Annotated in this window: 19 protein-coding genes, 1 tRNA gene, 1 pseudogene and 1 riboswitch; of the genes and pseudogenes, 6 read left to right on the top strand and 15 right to left on the bottom strand. The window is 37.9% G+C overall.

Annotated elements, in window-relative coordinates; genetic code table 11:
- Window positions 1-94: 94 nt before the first annotated feature.
- Window positions 95-196, bottom strand: a riboswitch (purine riboswitch).
- Between the two features lie 54 nt (window positions 197-250).
- From FAR12_RS19125 to FAR12_RS19115, 3 genes are read right to left on the bottom strand one after another with little or no spacing between them, the layout of a single operon-like run.
- Window positions 251-2,461, bottom strand: a complete 2,211-nt coding sequence (locus FAR12_RS19125; protein ID WP_126410372.1) for a DUF4129 domain-containing transglutaminase family protein — start codon at window positions 2,459-2,461, stop codon at window positions 251-253.
- Window positions 2,458-3,678 (bottom strand): DUF58 domain-containing protein, encoded by a 1,221-nt coding sequence (locus FAR12_RS19120; protein ID WP_126410371.1) that lies wholly within the window; start codon window positions 3,676-3,678, stop codon window positions 2,458-2,460. The genes FAR12_RS19125 and FAR12_RS19120 overlap by 4 nt, the downstream gene beginning before the upstream one ends.
- A 1-nt stretch (window position 3,679) precedes the next feature.
- Entirely contained in the window at window positions 3,680-4,636 is a 957-nt protein-coding gene (locus tag FAR12_RS19115; RefSeq protein ID WP_126410370.1) for an AAA family ATPase, read from the bottom strand.
- A gap of 590 nt (window positions 4,637-5,226) precedes the next feature.
- On the opposite strand from FAR12_RS19115, the gene FAR12_RS19110 reads away from it, so the two are divergent.
- Window positions 5,227-5,300, top strand: a tRNA-Arg gene (locus FAR12_RS19110).
- A gap of 58 nt (window positions 5,301-5,358) precedes the next feature.
- Here the strand turns inward: FAR12_RS19110 and FAR12_RS19105 are convergent.
- On the bottom strand, window positions 5,359-6,096 hold the full coding sequence (locus tag FAR12_RS19105) for a hypothetical protein (RefSeq protein ID WP_126410369.1): 738 nt from the start codon (window positions 6,094-6,096) through the stop codon (window positions 5,359-5,361).
- A gap of 416 nt (window positions 6,097-6,512) precedes the next feature.
- Here FAR12_RS19105 and FAR12_RS19100 point away from each other — a divergent pair, with 416 nt between their 5' ends.
- From FAR12_RS19100 to FAR12_RS19085, 4 genes are all read left to right on the top strand, one after another.
- Window positions 6,513-7,739 carry a type I restriction endonuclease gene (locus tag FAR12_RS19100; protein ID WP_126410368.1) on the top strand — a complete coding sequence of 409 codons (1,227 nt, stop codon included), beginning with the start codon at window positions 6,513-6,515 and terminating at the stop codon, window positions 7,737-7,739.
- Between the two features lie 245 nt (window positions 7,740-7,984).
- Window positions 7,985-8,446 carry a YrvL family regulatory protein gene (locus FAR12_RS19095; protein ID WP_170972256.1) on the top strand — a complete coding sequence of 154 codons (462 nt, stop codon included), beginning with the start codon at window positions 7,985-7,987 and terminating at the stop codon, window positions 8,444-8,446.
- A gap of 152 nt (window positions 8,447-8,598) precedes the next feature.
- Window positions 8,599-8,928, top strand: coding sequence for a hypothetical protein (locus FAR12_RS19090; RefSeq protein WP_126410366.1), 330 nt, complete (start codon window positions 8,599-8,601; stop codon window positions 8,926-8,928).
- A gap of 327 nt (window positions 8,929-9,255) precedes the next feature.
- Window positions 9,256-10,113, top strand: a complete 858-nt coding sequence (locus tag FAR12_RS19085; RefSeq protein ID WP_126410365.1) for a manganese catalase family protein — start codon at window positions 9,256-9,258, stop codon at window positions 10,111-10,113.
- A gap of 189 nt (window positions 10,114-10,302) precedes the next feature.
- Here the strand turns inward: FAR12_RS19085 and FAR12_RS23565 are convergent, their stop codons facing one another.
- The 9 genes from FAR12_RS23565 to FAR12_RS19040 all read right to left on the bottom strand — a co-directional run bounded on the left by FAR12_RS23565 (window position 10,303) and on the right by FAR12_RS19040 (window position 18,674).
- The gene (locus tag FAR12_RS23565) at window positions 10,303-11,274 is read right to left on the bottom strand and encodes an N-acetylmuramoyl-L-alanine amidase (protein ID WP_170972255.1); all 972 of its coding nucleotides are present in this window, start codon (window positions 11,272-11,274) and stop codon (window positions 10,303-10,305) included.
- 351 nt (window positions 11,275-11,625) lie between these two features.
- Window positions 11,626-12,951 (bottom strand): L-fucose:H+ symporter permease, encoded by a 1,326-nt coding sequence (gene fucP, locus FAR12_RS19075; protein ID WP_126410364.1) that lies wholly within the window; start codon window positions 12,949-12,951, stop codon window positions 11,626-11,628.
- Window positions 12,952-12,970: 19 nt separating this feature from the next.
- Window positions 12,971-13,894 (bottom strand): ribokinase, encoded by a 924-nt coding sequence (gene rbsK / locus FAR12_RS19070; protein ID WP_126410363.1) that lies wholly within the window; start codon window positions 13,892-13,894, stop codon window positions 12,971-12,973.
- A gap of 16 nt (window positions 13,895-13,910) precedes the next feature.
- Window positions 13,911-14,519, bottom strand: coding sequence for a KpsF/GutQ family sugar-phosphate isomerase (locus tag FAR12_RS19065; protein ID WP_126410362.1), 609 nt, complete (start codon window positions 14,517-14,519; stop codon window positions 13,911-13,913).
- Between the two features lie 200 nt (window positions 14,520-14,719).
- Window positions 14,720-15,733 carry a LacI family DNA-binding transcriptional regulator gene (locus tag FAR12_RS19060; protein WP_126410361.1) on the bottom strand — a complete coding sequence of 338 codons (1,014 nt, stop codon included), beginning with the start codon at window positions 15,731-15,733 and terminating at the stop codon, window positions 14,720-14,722.
- 32 nt (window positions 15,734-15,765) lie between these two features.
- Window positions 15,766-16,176, bottom strand: a complete 411-nt coding sequence (locus FAR12_RS19055; RefSeq protein WP_126410360.1) for an RbsD/FucU family protein — start codon at window positions 16,174-16,176, stop codon at window positions 15,766-15,768.
- A gap of 193 nt (window positions 16,177-16,369) precedes the next feature.
- A complete protein-coding gene (locus tag FAR12_RS19050) occupies window positions 16,370-16,942 on the bottom strand; it encodes a CBO0543 family protein (RefSeq protein ID WP_126410359.1) in 573 nt (190 codons plus the stop codon).
- A 390-nt stretch (window positions 16,943-17,332) separates the two neighbouring features.
- Window positions 17,333-17,950: a nitroreductase family protein gene (locus tag FAR12_RS19045; protein ID WP_126410358.1), complete on the bottom strand. Its 618-nt coding sequence runs from the start codon at window positions 17,948-17,950 to the stop codon at window positions 17,333-17,335.
- Window positions 17,951-18,284: 334 nt separating this feature from the next.
- A complete protein-coding gene (locus FAR12_RS19040) occupies window positions 18,285-18,674 on the bottom strand; it encodes a hypothetical protein (RefSeq protein WP_246010450.1) in 390 nt (129 codons plus the stop codon).
- Between the two features lie 175 nt (window positions 18,675-18,849).
- Between FAR12_RS19040 and FAR12_RS19035 the strand changes: the two genes are divergently transcribed.
- The gene (locus FAR12_RS19035; protein WP_126410357.1) at window positions 18,850-19,554 is read left to right on the top strand and encodes an Rv1352/Rv1906c domain-containing protein; all 705 of its coding nucleotides are present in this window, start codon (window positions 18,850-18,852) and stop codon (window positions 19,552-19,554) included.
- 45 nt (window positions 19,555-19,599) lie between these two features.
- Here the strand turns inward: FAR12_RS19035 and FAR12_RS24210 are convergent, their stop codons facing one another.
- Window positions 19,600-20,547 (bottom strand): methyl-accepting chemotaxis protein, encoded by a 948-nt coding sequence (locus tag FAR12_RS24210; RefSeq protein ID WP_425456203.1) that lies wholly within the window; start codon window positions 20,545-20,547, stop codon window positions 19,600-19,602.
- Window positions 20,542-20,796 (bottom strand): annotated as a pseudogene (locus FAR12_RS24205) (HAMP domain-containing protein); the annotation flags it as partial. The gene FAR12_RS24210 and the pseudogene FAR12_RS24205, both read right to left, overlap by 6 nt.
- Window positions 20,797-21,403: the final 607 nt, after the last annotated feature.

The following is a 21,403-nucleotide window of genomic DNA, read 5'->3' as shown; positions in this document are numbered from 1 at the left end:
GAAAAGCTTAACTAAACTCCCTAATAACAAAAAAAACTAGAACTCCCCTTCAAAAAAGCTTTGAAGGCAGAATTCTAGTTTCATAGATAGAAAGATAGACTAATCCTGCCTTCATAGTCAGGTCATTTAAGGTGACCCGGTAGAGACTCTCGGTCCGTATTACCGAGGATATATGAAGGTTCATGTATATAAATATCTAAACTTAAATTACTCAATTTAGACATATTGTAACAACATGAAGATCGACAGGTCAAGATGTAGTCTTTTTGATTAAATTTTCCCACAATTCCTTCGTCTGTTCCCAGCTACCTACTTCCAAACTTCCTTTATATAAAAATCGTTCGTAGCTCGCTGTTAAGGTACCCATTTCATTTGAAGAGAAGTACTCGTCGATATATTCGGCGTAATCTCTCAGCGTTTGTGCTTGTTTTCTCTTTAGTCCATAGCGATTTAACTGATTCAATAAAGCAAAGTACGCGTCAGGAAAATCTTCGTCCTTCTTCCTCCATCTGAATCGGAACACAAGGTAATGTGGTAACCATTTGATCCGTGTTTCATACAACAGATAAGCAATTGCCACAATCGTTAAGAACGCCCCTAGAATCCAACCCCAATGCAGATTGACGAAATCCTTTGTTCCTTCCCAAAGCTGTTTCCACGAGAATTCCGTTTCCTTTGGTTGCGTCGTTGCCTCTTTTGCCTCTGGTTTTTCAGGCTTTGGCGCAACTGGTGCCTCAAGCTCATCTTGATTCTCAGTTTCTGTTGAAACATCGTCATAGTTGAATTGAGCGTTATTCGAATAACCCTTTGTCGGTTCAAATGGGACCCAACCTACCTCTGGGAAAAATACTTCTACCCAAGAGTGGGCATTGTTATTCGTAATCACATAAATCCGTTGGTCGTTCTCACTCATCCCGCGAAAGGCTCCTTCTGTATAGCCCTTGACCCATCTCGCCGGAATGCCTAATGAACGCATCAGCACGACCATTGAAGTCGAGAAATTATCACAATACCCTATTTGCGTATCAAACAAAAACTGGTCGACATAATCTTCCGTTCGTCCTGGCACCGCAACATTTTTTTGATCATACTGAAAATCGGCCCGATCGAAGTAATTTTCAACCGCTTTTGCTTTGTCGTACCAATTCGTTTCATTCATTGTAATTTCAACCGCTAAATCTTTTACACGTTGCGGCAGCGACTCTGGTAGTTGCGTGTACTGCGCAAGAAATTCTTCAGTCAGTATTGGATTTGAGGTATCCACCGTATTTTTCATCGCTTGGACGCTAAACCTCGGTGTATCGTACTCAACCCTATACTCTCCCATTCCGGCAGCATCGTTATCCACAAGGTATATTTTTTCTAAATTCTCTTCAATCTCAAACGTACTAGCGGAATTATCTTTCACTGAAGTTAATCCTAATGGGTAAATCAAATGAGGATAACCAACCTGAGGTTTGATAATTCCCGTACGCTTGGTCACTTCCATCTCAGGATCCAAATAATTTGTAAACGGGTACGTATCCTCTTGCGTGAAAGGAGTCCGTAAGCCATTCTCGACTGAAGCAACCCAGCCTTTTCCCGTGTACTCATCCTTTGTTTCAACCTTCCAGTATTGTCGAGTATCGACTTCTGTTTCATAAACGACCGTGTCATCCGCACTAAAAGGACCACCAAGCTCCGTATCATCGGTCCCATAGCCGACCTTGCTCAGTCCACCGGGCCCATCATTCTCCCCTTTTTCTGAATAGGATGTGATGTACGGAACCGGGTCTGGCCAGATTGGGCTTGCCTTTGGTGCAGCATATCCAATTAAGACACTGGCACAAACCATGACTACTAAAGGCATGAGCCATTTTCGTACAAAGCCAGGTTGCTTCTGCCATTTTTCCCGATCCATAATGCGATAAAACGTCAAAATCCCCATTAAGGCGAAGCCAAGGATGATGATTCTCACAATTGCATAAGTCGCATCATAAGGTGTAAAAGTATCTAACACCGTGATATAGACAAGTGTCATGAAAAAGAAGATAAAAATCTGCTTTCGATGAACGAGCCAATACCGCAGCAAATAAGTCATTAACACTAGTAATAAATAGAAAAGAAGACTTCTAAACGAATCTGATAATGCGGTCCAATTCGCACCAAATACTAGCTTCATATTTTCAATTAAATCGCTGGTCAAAATACCAATCCATTTGAATTGAAAAAAAGGCCCAACGTAATACATGAAATTAATCGTATATAATACATACAACAAGCGAATCCCCGAGCGCGCGAGGATATGAACTTGAAAATAGCTTAAAACAAGCGAGAGGACTAAAAATCCAATAAAAACACCGATATTACTTGTATCTGTTAACTGTTTTAACGGCCTCAACCATTCCCACAAAAGAAGGAATCCACATACATATAGCCACAACGTTAACGCGTCAGACTTCATTTTAACCTTTCTCTTCATCCTCTCGTCACCCCCGAAAAGGCTTCTGAAAAGCGGCCGTCATGAACCATAACCACCTGTATTCCTCGTGCTTGCGCTTCTGCTTTCAAGGATAGTTCCTCTGCACTTGCGGCCTCTTTTTCTTCTTTAATAAGGAATATCGTGATGACTCCTTTTTTAGAAGAGTAATAGCCTGCTTTTTCCACCAATCTTTTCGTTAGCTGCGCAGTCACGAGGATCAAGGTCGCATTTTGCCAAGCCGCAAAGCCTTCTCCTTCTAAAACCAAATCGAGCTTAACCGGACATTTATCCTTCACCTTTGCTAGGTGATAAAAAATTTGCTGCTGATGGGTCTCCCCACTCCGAATCGGAATTGCAACCCGGTCTTCGCTTGAAGAAAGAAATCCTACCTGTGCTCCTTTACGTAGAATCGCCCTGACGAGGGAAGCAGAAAAGGAAACGATCGCCTCAAATCGCTTTTCCGGTGCACAATCCATACAGATGAACACATCATGCGACTTACGTTGTTCAAATTCCTTAGTCATAATGTCATTTCTTTTCGCTGTAGCTTTCCAGTTAATCCAGGAAAACCGGTCCCCTGGCTGATATTCTCTAATCCCAATAGCCATTGATGTATCCCGTTGTACCCTCTCTTTTGACGCGGTCATCCCTTGTTCGTAATGATTATCCATCGTTCGATAAATGATATCTTCATAGGAAGGGTACACGACAATTTTGTCGTCCTCCGTTGGAAAATGAAATTGCTTTTCGATTAGACCTAGTGGGTCTCCAAGGCGAATTTCAATCCCACTAAAATGATGCTCCCCACGTGGGAGCTTCTCAATTTCATATTCGAATTCCAGATTTCTACGGAAATGTGGATAGATAAAGGTTTTCGCAATATTTTTTTGCGTTGAGTGACCTAACTCATCACTAATCCGATCTTCCATAATCATATAAAAAAGAGGAAAGGAAGAGGGTCTCTTCAGTTGAATCTTAACCTTTAGCTTTTCACCAGCATTGAATTCCGTTTTGACAAATTCGCGCTGTAGCTCAATGTTTTTTACTTTATAGAGTGCTAGCGCTAAGCTGTATAGGGCAAAAGGCAGGAAGCTATAAAACAAGAACCAGCTTACAAAACCACCTTGGAACATCGCATAGGAAAAGGTCAACAGAATCAAAAAGATGAGTACGACCAGCTTCCATATTGGTTTGATTCGAGCAAAAAAACGTCTCATCTTACTTCACTAACCTTTGAACAGGAACCGGCACCCGATCTAATACGCGAAGCACAACATCTTCTGCGGTAATTCCTTCAAACTTCGCCTCAGATTTTAAAATAATCCGATGAGCAAACACATTCGGTGCTAAATATTTCACGTCATCTGGTAACACATAATCTCTTCCGTACATGTAAGCATAAGCTTGGGCTGCCTTCATGAGAGCGATTGATCCACGGGGACTAGCTCCGAGGTAGACACTCGTGTTTGTTCTCGTCCAGTTGGCAATGTCGACGATATATCGTTTAATCGTGTCATCTACAGTTACCCTTTTGATTGCCTGCTGTAATTCACGAAGCTCCGCTAAGTCAATGACTGCTTCAAGTTCTTCAATTGGCGCAAGTACTTGAGCACGGTTTAAGACTTCCATTTCTTCTTCAATTTCAGGGTAACCCATTTTCATTTTTAAAAGGAAACGGTCAAGCTGAGCTTCTGGTAGAGGATAAGTTCCTTCGTATTCAATTGGGTTTTGTGTTGCCATAACAAAAAACGGCTTTTCTAATTTGTGCGTGACGCCATCAATTGTTACGCTGCTTTCTTCCATTCCTTCTAGTAAGGCTGATTGGGTTTTCGGCGAGGTCCGATTGATTTCGTCTGCTAGGATAATGTTACCCATGATTGGTCCTGGTCTGAATTGGAATTCCATTTCTCTTGGATTGTAGATGGAAACACCTGTTACGTCAGATGGTAGGAGATCTGGGGTAAATTGTATACGGCGGAAATTAGCGTTGACGGATTTCGCAAGTGCTCTGACCATCATGGTTTTTCCGACGCCTGGTACGTCTTCAAGGAGTACGTGTCCTTCTGCTAGTAGTGCGACTAGGCTTAGTTCGGCGACGTTTCGTTTGCCGATCATGACTCTTTCTATATTTTGTAGAATTTTTTCAATCGTTGGATTCATTTTTTCGCTTGCCATGTTTTCCCTCCCGGTTTTTACGTTCGAAGTTTTTTCTCTTTCTTTTTATTTCGATACTTTTCAGCAATATTCCTGTTTATAGGATAAATTTTACAAAATAAGTTTTGTGAGTTGAGTTTTTAGCCTTTCGACTTTCTTTACCCTTGGTTATTGTCCTAATAACATGGATAAGGGGTGGAGATTATGATTGTTGATTTCCGCTACAGGCCACTCGCTTTCCGCGGGCAGTTGTGGAGCCTCCTCGGCGCCTTTTTGCGCCTGCGGGGTCATACCTGACAGCTTTTCCCGCAGGAGTCTCGGGCCTTCCGCTCCAATCAACAATCTGGATTGGGCTAGACTTAAGGACAAAAAGAATGTGGTTTCTTCTGCAAAAATACGCTAACTTTCACAATCTCACTTACTTTTGAATTCATCCTCTTAAAAGCAAAAAATCTCCCTTTCAAATGGACGTTTCACTTTAGGAAAAGTTTCATTTGATATATTGGGAGATTTTTGGAATAGCATCACAGCAACTGTAAGACTTGAATTTTTTTGAGAATAAATTATAATTATGTATGCTCACTTTTGGAGGAATTTACTAATATCAATATGTCCCAGTAGCTCAGTAGGATAGAGCAACAGTTTCCTAAACTGTAGGTCGGGGGTTCGAATCCCTTCTGGGACGCTTGAGAAGTTCTTATAAATAGGGGCTTCTTTTTTGAATCAAAATCCATTATCAAAATCTATTTTTCATCAATCGAGATTTTAATTATCTGGTGAATTAAGCTTAATCTCTTTTTATCACGAGTAAGTATATTTAAAATGTAAAGCCATAAAGCAAGAAAAATCAAAAAAAATGTAAAATACTTTATGAAAATTGTTATATTAGATGAGCTAAAAATGTTATCACTACCATCTAAATAATTGATTACTTTTTGAAAATATGTTTCCCCTAAGCTAGATTTATTCAAAAATGAAGTTACTATACTAACTACTATCCCAAGTAATATTGAACTTGTTTTTTCCAAAATATTATTGGATAGTCTTCTTTCAACAAATGCACTTAGAAGCCGCAGCTTCGTCACATCATTTGAGCAAAAAACCTCTATTTTTTCTTTTATAAGTGCTAAATTATTTATAGTATTTGTACTTGACCCATCAGATAAAATCCTGTAGAAAGTACTTTCTTCAACCTCTATCCCTTCTGCCCATCTATATAGATTAATGCCCTTTATTCCCTTGTACGGTTTTGAAAAATGTATATTTTCCCAATAAACGATCAACTTATTAAAAAATTTAAGAATATCCCAAGTTAAAACAAATGTTATAAATGCACTAATTAAACTAATCGGTATATTAGTTGGTAAATGTAATTTAACTAGCAACCATAACATAATTAAAAAAATGAAAAATATTAGAATCCATTTAAACGCATAAAATGCTATAGCTTTCAGATGCACTTTCCATCTAATTTTGTTCATGTTTATTAATAACTTCAAGTAACTAACTTTTATTCTTCGACGGTATCTTCTAATGTTCCTTCGCATATTAAAAACTGCTCCTTAATCGAATAGATAACTATATGCTCTTGTGTGTAATAAAGTTTCCGTTTGTTAGGGTAATTTCTTTGGTATGGAGAATTATATTAGTCGAACTATAAATATTTATTTTTATTATCGGTAGTTTTTATAAATTTTCCAGTATAAAAAGGAATCATTTACCTTTCTGTCGTATTATGTAGGTGCAGGAATAAATCCCTGTTTTTCTTCGAAACATAGTTACTCTACATATTCCTACCTCTTGAATCAACTTCAATAAGTAATCTTCTAAGAGCTCATTTCAACAAAACGTTACCTTTTCACTTTGTATGAAATTAAAAATAGAGGAGTGTTTCAAAATGAATCTCAAAGAGACTTTGGAGATGCTGAATAAGGTTATTGGCGAGAACGCTGAATTAATCAGAAACGAAGAGTCTACTAAACAATTTTTGATTTTGCCGCTGTTAAGAGGACTTGGATACGATACATACAGCCCCCAAGAAGTTACCCCTGAATTTACTGCCGATTTCCACAAGAAGAACGAAAAAGTCGATTATGCAATTTCTATTAATGGAGATCCAAAGATCTTTGTTGAAGCAAAAACGATGAACAAACCAATAAATAAGAGTGCCCCTCAATTGAGTCGGTATTTTAGTACGTTCCCTAGTGTTAGATTAGGAATTTTAACAAATGGAATTGAATATCATTTTTTTACTGATTTAAAAGATGCAAACATCATGGACTCTAAACCCTTTTTCATTTTTAACATCACCAATTACAACGAAGAAGATTTTAACCATTTGATTAAGTTCTCTAAAAATCTATATGACTACGATAGTATCAAAGCTCTTGCAGAATCCTTAATGTACTATCAATCATTTAAAACAGTTATTAAAGAAATATTTGAAAACCCTAGCGATGACTTTATCAGATTCGTTGTAAAAGAACGTTTCAAATTTAAAGTCACACAACAGTTTATCAATACCTCTCGTCCACTCATTCAAAAAAGTATCCAAGAAGCTTTAACTGATATTATCAGCGAAAAGTTCGACATCTCCATGCAAGAGCAACCCATTCAAGAAGCAGCTCCAACTGTCGAAAAACAACCTGAAGAAAAAAAGGTTTATTACACTCCAGAAGAAATCAATTCATTAGGCACATTTGAGGAATTTGAAGGCGTGAAAGTGGTGCTTCCAAAGGCAGAATCTTATCAGAAAATATTAAAATGCTCTCCTGAAGATTACTCTGTTGAGAAAGGGAACCCTTTAAGTGATTTCTTTGTTTCATCCGTTCTAATGCAAGGAAGTTCTATCGTAGGGTATTTGATTGGACAATACTACAACAATCAAAACGACACTACACTGTACACAGTAAAAGCCAATGAAATAGCCGACTTCTTAAAAAAGAATCCAATTGTTGAAACAACTGGTTTCATCAATGCCCGTTTAGGATATCGTTCAAATAAGACAACAAACGAAAAGATTTTTTACCTAAAAAGCTGTATCCCAAATCTTTCTTTTAAAGATATCCCGAACCTTGTATCTAAAGTGAATGACTTAGATGAGTTCTTTAAGAGCATGCAATGATTCATTGCGAGTAAATAACAATAGCCTTTTTAGTAAGTGATTTTTTCTCCATCTATATGAATATTTATCTCCACCCTAGGTTATCTTAATTAGCCCGAGCAAGTTACCTCCTCCATTTTGCACACCACGACTCTTGCTCGGGAGCCTATTCTGTTTAGATTGCATGATTAATTAGGACCTCTCTGAATCTTATTTAATACTTCGCCGTATATATGAAAAGAGCGAGGAGAATTGGGGTGGTCCGAATGGATGAAAAAGAGGATAAACCATTTAAAGAAGAAACAATCGGGACAAAATTATTTATTATCGTCACGATATCTCTTTTGCTAATTGGTGCTATTGGATTTGCTATAGCCATTTATTACTTTGGCATTTTAGGATTATTTAACCTATTAGGAGTTAGCTACGATTCGTTTGGCTCCCTACTATGGTTCGTTTTACTTTATTTTCTGCTAGGAATTATTTTTGAAATCTTTTTAAAAGGCTTGCATAAGCTTATGATTCTCGCAAATAAATTCAGCAAGTCCCAATTAAAGATGGGGATTTTTATTTTAACTTTTTTGAGCAACTGGGCAGTTATCTCTTTATTGAATAGCCTCATGCACACAATCGAAATCAATACATTGACCCAAATTGTCATCTCCATCATTCTAGCGATAATTGAAGTAACAATTGATGATGATTCAAAAAAGAATTCATCTGATTGATTCTTTCCCCCACAGCTAGCTACTTTATTTTGAATCATTCAAAAGCAGCCTCTCACAACTTTTTAGTAAAAATATGTCACAAACAATATATTTTACAACATATGAAACTGGTTTATAATTGTAACTATACTCAAAAAGGAGGCGTGTAATGTTTGAATAGACACTTTGCGTTCTTTTTGATTTTACTAATCTCGATTTTTTCGTATTATCAATTTGGCGGTCATATCGACGGCTTGAAAGTCTATACTGAACAAGAAAAAATTACGTTTAAGTTCTCCTCAGAAAATAATGAGTTGCCACTTGATGATTCAGACAAACAGACCTCTTATGATACTTTCTCATATATTCCTTTTGTCGCATCCTTAATCATTACGATCGCATATTTAAGTTACATGCTCATAACATTTTTAAGGAACTTAACCTTACTTACTCCTGTTCGTTTTAAATCGAATTATGTAGCTTTACCTCTTTTGAATTATTAATAAAAAAATTCAAAGGAGGACAATAGTTATGTGGATTCGTTTTTTATTAATTGGCTTTTTCTCGTTAACATCCTTAACATTGATTGCTTATCAAGGAATTGAAATCTTCCAAGCTTATATGGAATATTTTAAAGAAAAGTAGTCTTCAGCCCATCCTTTTTAAGGATGGGTTTTTCATTTATAGGGGATGAATATGCACTAGTCTTTTTCAGTTCTAGCAAACATCAATCCGTTGCACATTTTCACTACAAACCCTGCTCCTCATGAAGAATATTAAGAACTAGGTTGGATAATCTAAAAACATCTTAAGCGAAATGAGGATGAAAAATGTATTTTTACAAAGAAGATCTAATAAACATGATCGTTCCCGATAAACCTGATCCAGTAGCAGCAAAAGTTCTTCAAGAAGCGCTTGGAGGGCAATTCGGAGAAATGCGGACACTAATGCAGTTTTCTTTCCAAAGTGCTAATTTCAGAGGAAAAGCTAAAAAGTACCGAGACTTAATTAGAGGTGTATTCATTGAAGAACTTAGTCATGTAGAACTCGTTCAAACAACAATTAACCAGCTTTTAAATGAATCGGGTGGTGACATGCCTGGCAACCAAGCAAGTGATAGTGCACCTTTAAATGATGTGATCGAAAATGGGGTAAATCCTCATCATTACATCATTGGAGCAAAAGCATCTCTCCCTGTTGACGCTGCAGGTAATCCGTGGAATGGCTCCTGGGTATACGACCATGGGAATTTGGCTGCCAATTTACTAAATAACGTTATTTTAGAGTCAACCGGGGTCCTTCAAAAATCAAGAATCTATGAAATGAGTAACAACAAAACCCTTCGCGAAACCATTGCCTTTCTAATTGTGAGAGACAATGCGCATCAAAATGCATTTGCAAAAGCACTTGAGACATTAGGGGTAGATTGGGGAAAGATTTTTCCTATTCCTAACTATGATTTAAATAAGTACCCTGAATGTCGAAAATATGTTGATATGGGATTCCACAATGCGCAATTTAATTTTAGACTCGACGAAACTTTAATTGGGGAAGTATTTACAGGTACAACCCCTAGTCGTAACGGTGGAGAGCTTTCTGTAATCGAACCACCGAAAGGATATCCAGTACCACAAATGCCAGATATGCCAAATGAACACGCACCTGGTCTATATGATTTAAACAATTAAGAGCCTACAATGGCTCTTTTCATTTGGTTAAGAATCACCCCTGATAGTTTCTATTTCTTTATAATCTATGTTCGAATACAAGTTTGTATCAATCCCGCATAATGCACACCGTATAAAACCGCCCAATGATTTAACATTAGGCGGTTCTATAGTGAGCATATTTTTATAGCGGAAACACAAGGGGGATATTTATTGTGCAACCAATTTTTCCATTGTATTTTTCCCGACAATCCCATCCTGAGTAATTCTTTGATCCTTTTGAAAAGCACGTACTGCATCTTCCGTGTTTGCTCCAAAGATACCGTCAATCCCATCAGGACTATAACCTACGCAGTACAGTAATCCTTGGATGATATAGACAAGATTTCCTCGGTCACCTTTTTCCACCGACCTGAAGGCAGCCTTTGTTTTCGGGCCCCAATCCCCATCAACACTCAATCCAGCATTATATTGTTTGTTGAGTTCCGTTTGAATCCCCTTAACAGCCGCAGCTCTTGTTTTAGGGCCAGCAAGTCCGTCTACTGCTAAACCAGTCTTGTAGGTGTTGTTTAACCATTGCTGGAAAGTAGCAATTGGATTTGTAGGTCTAACAACAGATTTAGGCGGCGTTGGCTGTGCTGTTGTTTTTTTCTTGAGCCCAAACGCCTTAACAAGTCCGTCAACATGCCCCTTTGCTACATTATTCAAAAAGGCATCTGATTTTAGTTTGTTTGCATCTGAGGCATTATCAATAAAGCCGTTTTCCGTTAAAATTGCCGGCATCGTCGTTTCTCGTAACACTGCATAGTTTGCACTCTTCTGGCCCCGATCTCTTAGGTCGACAGAGCTTACAATAGCAGGATGAATGATGTCTTGATATCTAACAGACGCACTGCTGGCACCGGTATGAATATAGGTTTCGAAGCCTGTTCCCCCACTCGCATTAATGTGGATAGACATAAAGTAGTCGGCTCCCCAATTATTTGCCATATCTGCACGTCCATTGAGTGATATAAAGATATCTGTATCCCGACTTAATCGTACTTGAACATTCTCATAGTTTGCTAACAGGTCGCGTACTTTCTTAGCAAGTGTTAAGGTCAGGTCTTTCTCCCTTAAGCCATTCCCTACAGCACCTGAATCAGAACCGCCATGACCTGGATCAATAAATAATTTCACCATTGTAAATTCACCTCTGATCATTTTATGCCGTGAAGGAGCAATGGAATGGGCATGTTATTATTTACCAATATTATTCAAAGGTCCCCACTATAGATAAGGCGTTCATGAGAATATACACAATTCACTTCAGGATTATACCCCCCCGGCATAAAAAACAGTTGAATCCCTAGCACAAGAGAATCAACTGGTAAGAAAAAGAGCTTTGGTAAAATACCATACTGAACGATAAGCGCTGACCATCAGTGTTGGAACTTTTAAGGCTCCTACATCCCAAAAACTAGATATATTTCACTCCAAAAAAAGAAGCTGTTAGTATGTGCACCCACATACTAACAGCTTTCTCTTTATCTATTAAGCCACACTCGATTCCTCTTCCACAGAACTTGCTGCTGCTTTGTTTTCTTTGTAGAAATAGAAAGCAAGATATGCAAAGAATGCCATTGGTGCTAAGAATGATAGCTGTAAAGAACCAACGATATCAGAGAAGAATCCTTGAACAACTGGTCCAACCGCTCCACCAAGTATCGCCATAACCACTACTCCACCAGCCGTTTCGCGATATTTATCTTCCACTGTTTCTAGTGTTCTTCCATAAATGGTTGGCCAGCATGGTCCGAATAGAACACTTACAAAGATGGCACCATATACGGCCGTCATGTTTGGAACAAGTGCCGTATACGCTAATACCAATACACCAATGATACTATACAGTGATAATACAAATGTTGGCTTGAATCTAGCCATTAGGATATTCGCGATTAGTCGACCCACGAAAAATGCGATAAAACTGTAAATCATAAAGTTTGAAGCAAAACGTTCATTAATATCTGGGTTTACTTCTAATGCCAGACGAATCGTAAAGGACCAGACAGTCGTTTGTAATGCCATGTAAATAAATTGAGCTAAAATCCCTTTTTTGAATGGATTATTCTTAGACAAATACTTTAATGTCTCTTTCAGGCTAACCTTATTCTTGATCTCTTTCGGAATTTCCGGTTTTGCCTTTGGAAATTTCACGATTAAGAACATTAGAAGCACAACTAACAAAATAACCAAAATGACCTTGTAAGGAATCAATGTACGTTGCAGCATTTCCAAGCTGAATGCTTCCGCTTCTGCTGGAGTCATGCTGGCAAGCTGAGATTCCATGCTTGCACCGTCTGTAAAAACAAAATATTTACCAAGCATGATACCTGTTACGTTCCCAATTGGGTTAAAAAGCTGTGCCATATTGATACGTTTTGTTGCCGATTCTCTTGGCCCAAGCATTGTTGTATACGTATTCGCTGATGTTTCTAAAAAACTTAATCCAATGGCGATTCCAAAAATTGCGACGAGGAACATGGAATACGTTGCCATATGTGATGCCGGAAAGAATAGTGAACATCCAATAATGTATAGTAGCAACCCAATAATAATCGCTACTTTATAACTTGTTTTTTTGATAATCGTTGCCGCTGGGATGGCGATCAGGAAATACCCTCCATAAAATGCACTTTGTACAAATGCAGTTGCTGCATCGCTTAACTCAAATACTGCCTTAAATTGCGTAATTAAAACATCATTTAAACTTGCCGCTGCCCCCCAGAGTGGAAAGAGCATTGTTACTAACACGAACTGCAAAATTGGTACACGGCTTAAATACCCATCAGAGAATTGTGTAATCTTCTTGTTCATGATTGATCCCTTCTTTTCATCATTTTTGTGGCGCTAGTAGTAGTTCATTTACATCGTCAATCTTCGGTAATGATGGTTGTGCACCAAGCTTCGTGACAGTTAGTGCGGATGCAGCAACAGCTAGATTAAGAGATTGTTCAATACTCATTTCGTTTGATAATCCGAATGCAAAGCTTCCGATAAAGGAATCTCCTGCAGCAGTCGTATCCACTGCTTTGACTGTGTGCGCTTTCACGAATTTCATCTCAGAGCTATTTTTAAAAAGGACGCCCTTACTGCCCAATGTGATAATCACATTCTTATATCCTTGCATTAATAAAGTCTCCACTGCCTTTTCTGCAGTCTCAAGGCTACTAACCTCGATATTCGTCAAAAGACTCGCTTCCGTTTCATTTGGTACAAAATAATCCACTTTATCGATATAACTCGATTTAATAGGTTGTGCTGGTGCTGGATTTAAAATAATTGTTTTTCCATGCTTATGAGCAAGTTCAATAGATTTATAGACTGTTTCCATTGGAATCTCTAATTGTAAAACGACAATATCAGAATCGATGATGACGTTTTCAAAAGAGGCAATATCTTTTTCTGTAAGCCTCAAATTCGATCCTGGAATCACAACAATTCGATTATTCCCATTTTGGTCAATGACAATATTTCCGACACCTGTATTTGATTGAGAGTCATATAAAACGGACTGATGATTAATATGTTCAGCTTTTAAAGCATCAATATGTTCTCTACCAAAATCGTCTTCTCCAAGCTTTCCAATCATCGTTACATCGCCACCTAATCTTGCAGCGGCCACTGCCTGGTTGGCCCCTTTTCCTCCAGTGAAGCGGTTAAAAGTGCTTCCGATGATCGTTTCACCTTCTACTGGCACCTTCGGGGTTTGTACAACTAAATCTGTCATAAAGCTTCCAATAACCAATATTTTTTTCATAAGCCATGTCCCCCCTTTACTTTTCTTTTATTAATCCCGCTTCAAACAATTGTTTTCCTAAGCTTCCACCTGTATGGAATAAACCGAAATCTTCTTTTTTGAATCCCTTCATTTGCGATACCGTAATCGCTAATGCATCCCCAACTACTAAGGTAGCTGTTGAGCTATTGGTTGGTGCTAAGTTATGTGGGTCTGCTTCTCCTTGTACTTTTACCTCAAGGGCAACATCACTAGCCTTCGCTAAAGTAGATTGATTGTTTCCTGTAATCGCTATCATACTAGCTCCAATTATTTTGATAGAGCGAAGTGTATCTAATACTTCTCTTGTTTCTCCGCTGTTTGAAATGGCAATTACGACATCCTCTCTTTCAATCATGCCAAGATCTCCATGTACAGCTTCTGTTGCATGAACAAAGAATGCAGGTGTTCCCGTGCTTGCAAATGAAGCAGCCAATTTCTTGCCAATATGACCTGATTTTCCAACACCTAGAAAAATGACTTTCCCGCTACAATGAAAAATCTTCTCTACCGCTTGCACATAGGCATCATCCATACTCCTTTTAACATCAACGATGGAATTGATCTCCGATTCCATTACTCTATTCAACATCTCTGTAATATTCATTTCATTCTCCTCTTCTTTTGTAGTAATCGATTACTATACCAACATGAGTCAATTTCACTATTTTACGTAGGGAACTATGAAAAAATGCTTGTTTCATAGCAAAATTCTAGTAAAATATTCTGTATATTAAGATTTTATAGTAATCGATTACTATAATGGTTAATTTATCGGCTGTCCCGATTCAAACAGCCGTCAACGATTTAATTCAATTCTTTCACCGAATTTCCTTTGATAAATGCACTTTCTACTACGATGTTTTTCAGTTTCTGTTTGTTTTGTAACTGTGACAATAACAGTTCAGCAACTTTTTTCCCCATAAAGCTCGTATCTTGCTCAACGGAAGTTATTTTCGTGCTAAAAAACTCGTGATTTTCCATGACACCAATGGAAACGATGGAAATATCTTCTGGGATTCTTATGCTGTGCTCGTTCAATGCTAGCATCGTTCCCTTTGTCATCAAGTTATTACAACTTACTAACGCAGTCGGTAAATCCTGCTTGTTTTTTAGGAATTGCGAAAGCACTTCATAAGCTTGTATTTCCTCAAAATCCCCGTTAAAAATCCACTTTTCATCAACGGTTAAGCCGTGATTCTCCATTGCCATCTTGAAGCCTTTCAGTCTTTCTTTCCCCGTACTCGTATTAAGCTTACCAGTCATGACACCAATTTTCTCATGACCCTTCTTTATCAAGTACTCCGTAAGATTATAGGCCTCTTTAAAGTTATTCGTCCCAACGAATGGAATAGACAGGTCATCTATTTTTCTATCGACGAGTACAATCGGTACATGTTTCTTTATCAGTTCTGTTAACTTTGATTTTTCACTATCACTTGGTGCTATAGCGACGGCATCAATTTGCTTACTTAATAGAAGGCGAATGATGTCCGTTTCTTTTTCTATGGATTCGTCCGTGCTGCATGTAATTAAGTTATACCCTTCCTCAAAAAGGTAATCATCAATTTCTTTAGCAATGCTGATATAATAGGGATTTTTTATATCTGCCACAACAATCGCAACCAAATTTGATTTTCTAGATCTCAAATTTTTAGCTACTAAGTTCGGCTCATAATTTAATTCTTCTATTGCCTTCAGTACTTTTTGCTTTGTTTCAATATTCACTGGGTAGTTATCATTTAGCACCCTCGAAACAGTTGCAGTTGATACGCCAGTATATCTAGCAATATCTTTCATTGTGACATTTTTTAAATCCACTATTGATCATCCTTTTCCAATCACCTAGGTTTCTATCTCACGCCAACCGTGAGCATGATGTTTGCAAAAGTACGAGTTTCTCCTGTATTGATACCAAGAATGATGTTTTTCGCTTGAGCTGCTTCATAAAACTCATAACGACCTAACTTTTGCAATTCATTAACATCTAGTATATCAAGGAATTCTTTAAATATCTCAGGTTCTGCTCCACTCTCTGGATCCATTACTTCTGCCTTTTCGAAATTCATCGCACTGTTTAACGATTTTAGAACGTCCGTTACAGTCGGTAAATCCGGGCTCAAACCAAGAAAAACCTTCGTTGTACCTTCGTTTGTTGCTGAATTTAGAGGGTAATTCCCATCTGCTATTAAAATTTTGTCTCCATGTCCGCATGAAGCAATTACTTCTAATATTTTTGGATGTATACAATCGATGGTTAACACGATGCTATTCCTCCTCTTAAATGAAAAGCGTGCTTATAGTAATCGTTTACTATTACATAGTAAAACGTTTTCATATGGATGTCAATCACACATTTTAAAATATACTGAAAAAAGTAATCGTTTTCTTTCATGATTCATTGATTATCATTTATACACAGCTCTAGATCAGAAAAAGAGCCCTATACGGACTCCCCTACTTTCCTCCATGCTGTTCTTGCATCTTAAGAAAAATATTCGTAATCACCTTCGAGAAGATGAACAATCCTACATAGAATAAAAATAAAGTAAAATAGTTCCAGCCTTTGAACATTCTAAAGAGATCGTGCATGATGAGAATTGGTTTCATAATAAATGCAAATACAGCTGATAAAAGGATTGAATACAGATAGAAATTCTTGTTCCGGTTGAGCGTCCACTGATAGACGAGCATATAGCAGGCTGGAACTAGTGATGCATCTAATGCAAAGCTAGGAAGGATTGGTAATATCTCATAAGGGTAATCGATAAAGCCCATTCTAATTGCTGCAGAGTTCGTGTAAGCAAACCATATATGATAATTCATTCCATAAAAACCTAGTAGCAACATTTTATCTCGGTCAATTTTCCAAAGTAAGACAATCAATGGAATAACCAATATTAAAACAACAATCCAGAATTTCAGATCATTAAAACTCGAAAATTCCTTCCAGTATTCCGTATTAAGTTTTGAGAGTTCTTCATTTAAAACCCTAACTTTATCTAGTAGTTCTACTTGTTTTTCACTCACCAAACTCACACCTTTTGCTTAGTCTGTACCCCCTATTTTGTCTCTAATGGAAAAGTTTATCCCATAATCTCTCTTTATACCTGAATGTTGATTTCACTGTGTTTGAAAAATAAACGGGAAAATTCCGCTTAAATTAGAAAATACTCATATTTTCTTAAAAATAAAGGAAGTTTTTCCGCTTATATGATCTAAATCTTTGGATTTTGCCTTATTTAGAGCAGTTAATCGGAATATCTCCGCTTAAATCTGCTTCTTAAGCTTTCTCAATATACAATAGTCGGAAATTCTCCGCCTATGAATTCTCATACCTACACGAAATCAACAATAAATAATAACAGGACCATCCCATAAAAAAAGTCAACATCACTGTTGACTTTTTAAGGCACTATTTTATTCATAGAAAGTGGTGAATGACTCAATTGGCAAACGTGATGTACCGAATGCCGGAGCAAGAGCTTTTCCTAGCGCAATCAAGGTAATAGGAAAAACATTTTCTGGTAGCTCAAAGCGTTTCGCGAATTTCACTTTATCAAACCCGCCCATTGTCACCGTATCGTAGCCACGCTCTTTTGCAAGTAACATGAATTGCATCGCAAATGCACCAGCATCATAAGCCGAACTTTGCTTGCGTGTTTCTAATGGCATAGTCGGATAATAGGACAACGTTCTTTCAATCGAAAGGTTCGCAATTTCTTGTGAAACATAGCCTTCCTCCACATTTTGGTTGAAGATTCTCTCGACATTTTTGTGAGCCTCAATATCACCTAAAATCGCAATAACTGCAGATGATTCTTCAATTTGGGCTTGATTGTTTCCAATTGCACGTAGTTCTTTTTGCAACTCTTTATTCTGAATCACAATGACACGCCATGGCTGTAAATTATTTGCTGACGGAGCGCGTGATGCAAGGCTTAATAAGTTTGCAATTTCCTCTTTCGGAATAGTAAAATTCGGATCATAAACTCTAACAGCTTTGCGTTGTTGCACGATGCTCTCAAGATTTGACATAGTTCTTCCCCCTAAACTTACAAAAAAATAGTTTTCTTCGATAACTTATCATCTGAAAGTGAGGGGATCAAGAATATAGTCTCACAGTTCATTTGATGGAATTAAATTAAAACCTTTTCGCGTAAAAAACAGAAACTGCTATATAATTAGAATGAAGCATGAATAAGAGAGGGGACACGAATATGTTTGTTAGACTTTTTCACAAATCAAATCGCCCTACTAAAATTGTTTTACTGGCAAGTACATTGCTTTTATTAGTTTGCGGAATTACAATTCTCGCTCTATAAATAACATGAAAAACCACGAAAAAAATCTTCGTGGTTTTTTTTGACTTTTATCCGTTGATGACCTTCATTCCAGACAATATCGTCTTTGCATCACTATTCAGATATGCAACAGCTTCTTCTTTTAAAAATAACTGGGCATGATCTCTTAGAACAACTTTGATTCCCCGTAAATCAAATTGATACGCGTATGCATTAATAGAATTGATAACGGCTAAATCTGATCTGGAAATGGGCCGTACTCCAGACTTTAATTGCTCCGATAAAAACTTATGGATTTCGCGGGCATTACTCTTTAAATAAAGCTTCTTTGCCTCTAAAACCTCTAGATTTTCTTCGATATATTTACGCGCTCTAACATAATCGAATTCTTCGACACATCGATTAATTTTTTCGATAAGCTCTGTTACAAGCATCCGTTCTTCACATCCTACCTTCATCTGAGTGCTCATAATTCTATTAATTACTATAAACATTGTTGAATAAACTTGTAAATATCAAACGTCGTTTTTTGTCGAAAAAAGAGAGCATAATTTTCGACATTATGGGTAATTTGGCATAGTTTTGTCCATACTAGGTGATGCTATTTAAATTCAACACCTAAGGAGGACAAGAATGGCACATGAACGTGTGAAGAAACCTTTTTATAAAAGATGGTGGTTTTGGCTATTGGCTCTTATTGTCATTATTGCTTTAACACAATGTGGCGATGATGAGACGACTGAACCAGCTACCGAAACGAAAACAGAAGATACAACCGAGAACAATAAAGATGGGGAACAAGAAGAGGCCACACCCGAGGATACCGCTGAAGAGGAGCAGCAAGTGGAAGAAAATAATGATACGAAAATCAAGGCTGGTACTTATAAAATTGGGACCGATCTTCCTCCTGGGGAATACCTTGTATTTGCCGATTCAACTGGATATATCGAGAGTGCTTCTGACAGTACTGGAGAGTTAGATAGCATCTTATTTAATGATAATTTACCGAGTGGGGCTCATTCTTATGTGACCTTGAATGAAGGGGAATATTTCAAATTACAGGGTAGTCATATGTTTCCAGTGGAGTCTGCCCCATCTGTCGTTCCTGAGGATGGCTTATACGAAAATGGCATGTACAAAGTAGGACAGGATATTCCTGCCGGTGAATACAAGGTTATTTTAGACAGTGCGGTAGGAATGGGTTACTTAGAAGTGGCAAAAGACAGCCGCCATCAAATCGATAGCATCGTCACTAATGAAAATGTCCAAGCAGACATGTACATCACCGTTACGGATGGACAATACATCAAGTTACAAGATGTAAAAATTCAAAAATAAAGAAGTCCCAAAGGCATTTGCTTTTGGGACATTCGTTTTTCACCATTAGATTTTAAATTTCGATATTTCCTTTTGTAGTGCTTCAGACACTTCGCTCAGAGACTTAGCAGAAGCAGAAATCTCTTCCATCGAAGCAAGCTGTTCATGAGAGGCAGTTGCAATCGTGTTGGCCCCTTCAGAGCTTTCAGTCGAAATCGTTTGAACCTCTTGAACGGATGCCGAAACTTCTTCAGAGTTCGCTGACATTTGCTCAGAAATAGCAGATACCTCATGAATTTGTTCTGCAACACGAAGTTCAGCTGCTAAGATCTGTTTAAACGCTTCACCCGCTTCATTCACATCGAGCGTACCGGCTTGCACTTCAGCTACTACATTGACCATTGCTTGAATAGAATGCTCTGTATCAGCTTGAATATTGCGGATGATTTCAGAAATTTTTCCTGCCGAGTTCTGTGACTGTTCAGCTAGTTTTCTAACTTCATCTGCCACGACCGCGAACCCTTTTCCATGCTCCCCAGCTCTAGCTGCTTCAATCGCTGCATTGAGCGCTAGTAAGTTCGTTTGGCTTGAAATCTCAGTAATCGCTGTAACAATCGCACCAATCTCTTTGGATCTTTCGCCTAATTGCTTGATTACCGTAGATGTTGATTCCACTGATTCAGAAATCTTATTCATTTGCCCTACGGCTCTCTCAATCTTTTCGTTACCGTTTTTCGCAATTTCAGTAGACTGTTGTGCCATACCCGCTACTTCAGATGAAGATTCGGCAATTCGTTGAACACCAACACTCACTTCATCCATTGCTTGAGCACTATGAGTAGCAACCTCAGCAGAAACTTCTGCTCCCTTCGCCACTTCATTAATAAGATTTACGACATGCTCCGTTGCTGCCGTCGTTTGTTCCGCATTTGCAGATAATTCTTCGGAAGAAGCCGCCACCTGCTCTGCCACATGTTGAACACTCTCAACCAAACCTTTAAGACTTGATGTCATTGCGTTTACCGAATTGCTTAATTGGCCAATTTCGTCCTTGGATCTCGTCGTTAACTCTTCTCCTGTAAAATCACCCTCAGCGATTTTGTCCATTTTTGCCACAACTCTGTGTACAGGCTTAACGATATAATTTGCTAGGATAAATGCTACTACAACACCGATCGCTATCGCAGCAATTGTTAAAATGATAACGATACTGTTAACAGCGATTCCTCGTTTCACCAGTTCGCTGCCACTTTGCGCAACCATTTTTTCCTTCTCGTCGACCCGTTTATTAAATGATTCCATCAATTGTTCGCCGATAGGACCTACTTGATCATTGACAATTTTTAAAGCTAACTCCTTGTCCCCTTTATCATAAGAACCAAAAACACGTTCTTGAATGAGTTTTCCCCAGTTTTTACTGGCAAAAATCATTTGTTCAAGCTCGCTCGAATTATCCAACTTCACAAGCTTTTCTTCAATTTCTTGGCTACTCTTTGTATATTCATCAAAACGTTCCTTCTGTGCTGCGTCGCCGAATAATAAATATGCGCGCGTAGCTGAAATTCTTTCAGCTAGGCTAAAGCTCAATTCAGATTCATATGTAAGCTGTTCTACATCTTTTTGAATCGTTTTTTCAATTTGATTATTCAGACTTTGAATATTAAAAATAACACTGACTCCTAAAATGATAAGCAGTAACAATACTACTCCATAGCCCATTAAGATCTTCGTGCGCAAACTTTGCATGTTTAAGCCTTTTTTACTAAACCCCTTGAATTTAAACCCTTTTAGCTTAAAACCTTTGAATTTAAAACTTTTCAAAGGAAAGTTTTTTGCCCTGGGATTCTTTTTATTTACATCTTTTAAGTTC

Origin of the sequence: Bacillus yapensis, from assembly GCF_005280205.1 — a bacterium.
Taxonomy (GTDB): Bacteria; Bacillota; Bacilli; order Bacillales; family Cytobacillaceae; genus Robertmurraya; species Robertmurraya yapensis.
The sequence above is the reverse complement of the archived record's forward strand: the minus strand, read 5'-3'. Positions and strand labels throughout refer to the sequence as shown.

What these genes read in the sequence shown, in the direction of transcription:
- FAR12_RS19095 (WP_170972256.1), top strand. Translation starts at nt 7,985, where the DNA reads ATGGATGAAAAAGAGGATAAACCATTTAAAGAAGAAACAATCGGGACA.
- FAR12_RS19100 (WP_126410368.1), top strand. Translation starts at nt 6,513, where the DNA reads ATGAATCTCAAAGAGACTTTGGAGATGCTGAATAAGGTTATTGGCGAG.
- FAR12_RS19120 (WP_126410371.1), bottom strand. Translation starts at nt 3,678, where the DNA reads ATGAGACGTTTTTTTGCTCGAATCAAACCAATATGGAAGCTGGTCGTA.
- FAR12_RS19125 (WP_126410372.1), bottom strand. Translation starts at nt 2,461, where the DNA reads ATGAAGAGAAAGGTTAAAATGAAGTCTGACGCGTTAACGTTGTGGCTA.
- FAR12_RS19045 (WP_126410358.1), bottom strand. Translation starts at nt 17,950, where the DNA reads ATGTCAAATCTTGAGAGCATCGTGCAACAACGCAAAGCTGTTAGAGTT.
- FAR12_RS23565 (WP_170972255.1), bottom strand. Translation starts at nt 11,274, where the DNA reads ATGGTGAAATTATTTATTGATCCAGGTCATGGCGGTTCTGATTCAGGT.
- fucP (WP_126410364.1), bottom strand. Translation starts at nt 12,951, where the DNA reads ATGAACAAGAAGATTACACAATTCTCTGATGGGTATTTAAGCCGTGTA.
- FAR12_RS19065 (WP_126410362.1), bottom strand. Translation starts at nt 14,519, where the DNA reads ATGAATATTACAGAGATGTTGAATAGAGTAATGGAATCGGAGATCAAT.
- FAR12_RS19115 (WP_126410370.1), bottom strand. Translation starts at nt 4,636, where the DNA reads ATGGCAAGCGAAAAAATGAATCCAACGATTGAAAAAATTCTACAAAAT.
- rbsK (WP_126410363.1), bottom strand. Translation starts at nt 13,894, where the DNA reads ATGAAAAAAATATTGGTTATTGGAAGCTTTATGACAGATTTAGTTGTA.
- FAR12_RS19085 (WP_126410365.1), top strand. Translation starts at nt 9,256, where the DNA reads ATGTATTTTTACAAAGAAGATCTAATAAACATGATCGTTCCCGATAAA.
- FAR12_RS19105 (WP_126410369.1), bottom strand. Translation starts at nt 6,096, where the DNA reads ATGAACAAAATTAGATGGAAAGTGCATCTGAAAGCTATAGCATTTTAT.
- FAR12_RS19035 (WP_126410357.1), top strand. Translation starts at nt 18,850, where the DNA reads ATGGCACATGAACGTGTGAAGAAACCTTTTTATAAAAGATGGTGGTTT.
- FAR12_RS19040 (WP_246010450.1), bottom strand. Translation starts at nt 18,674, where the DNA reads ATGAAGGTAGGATGTGAAGAACGGATGCTTGTAACAGAGCTTATCGAA.
- FAR12_RS24210 (WP_425456203.1), bottom strand. Translation starts at nt 20,547, where the DNA reads ATGACATCAAGTCTTAAAGGTTTGGTTGAGAGTGTTCAACATGTGGCA.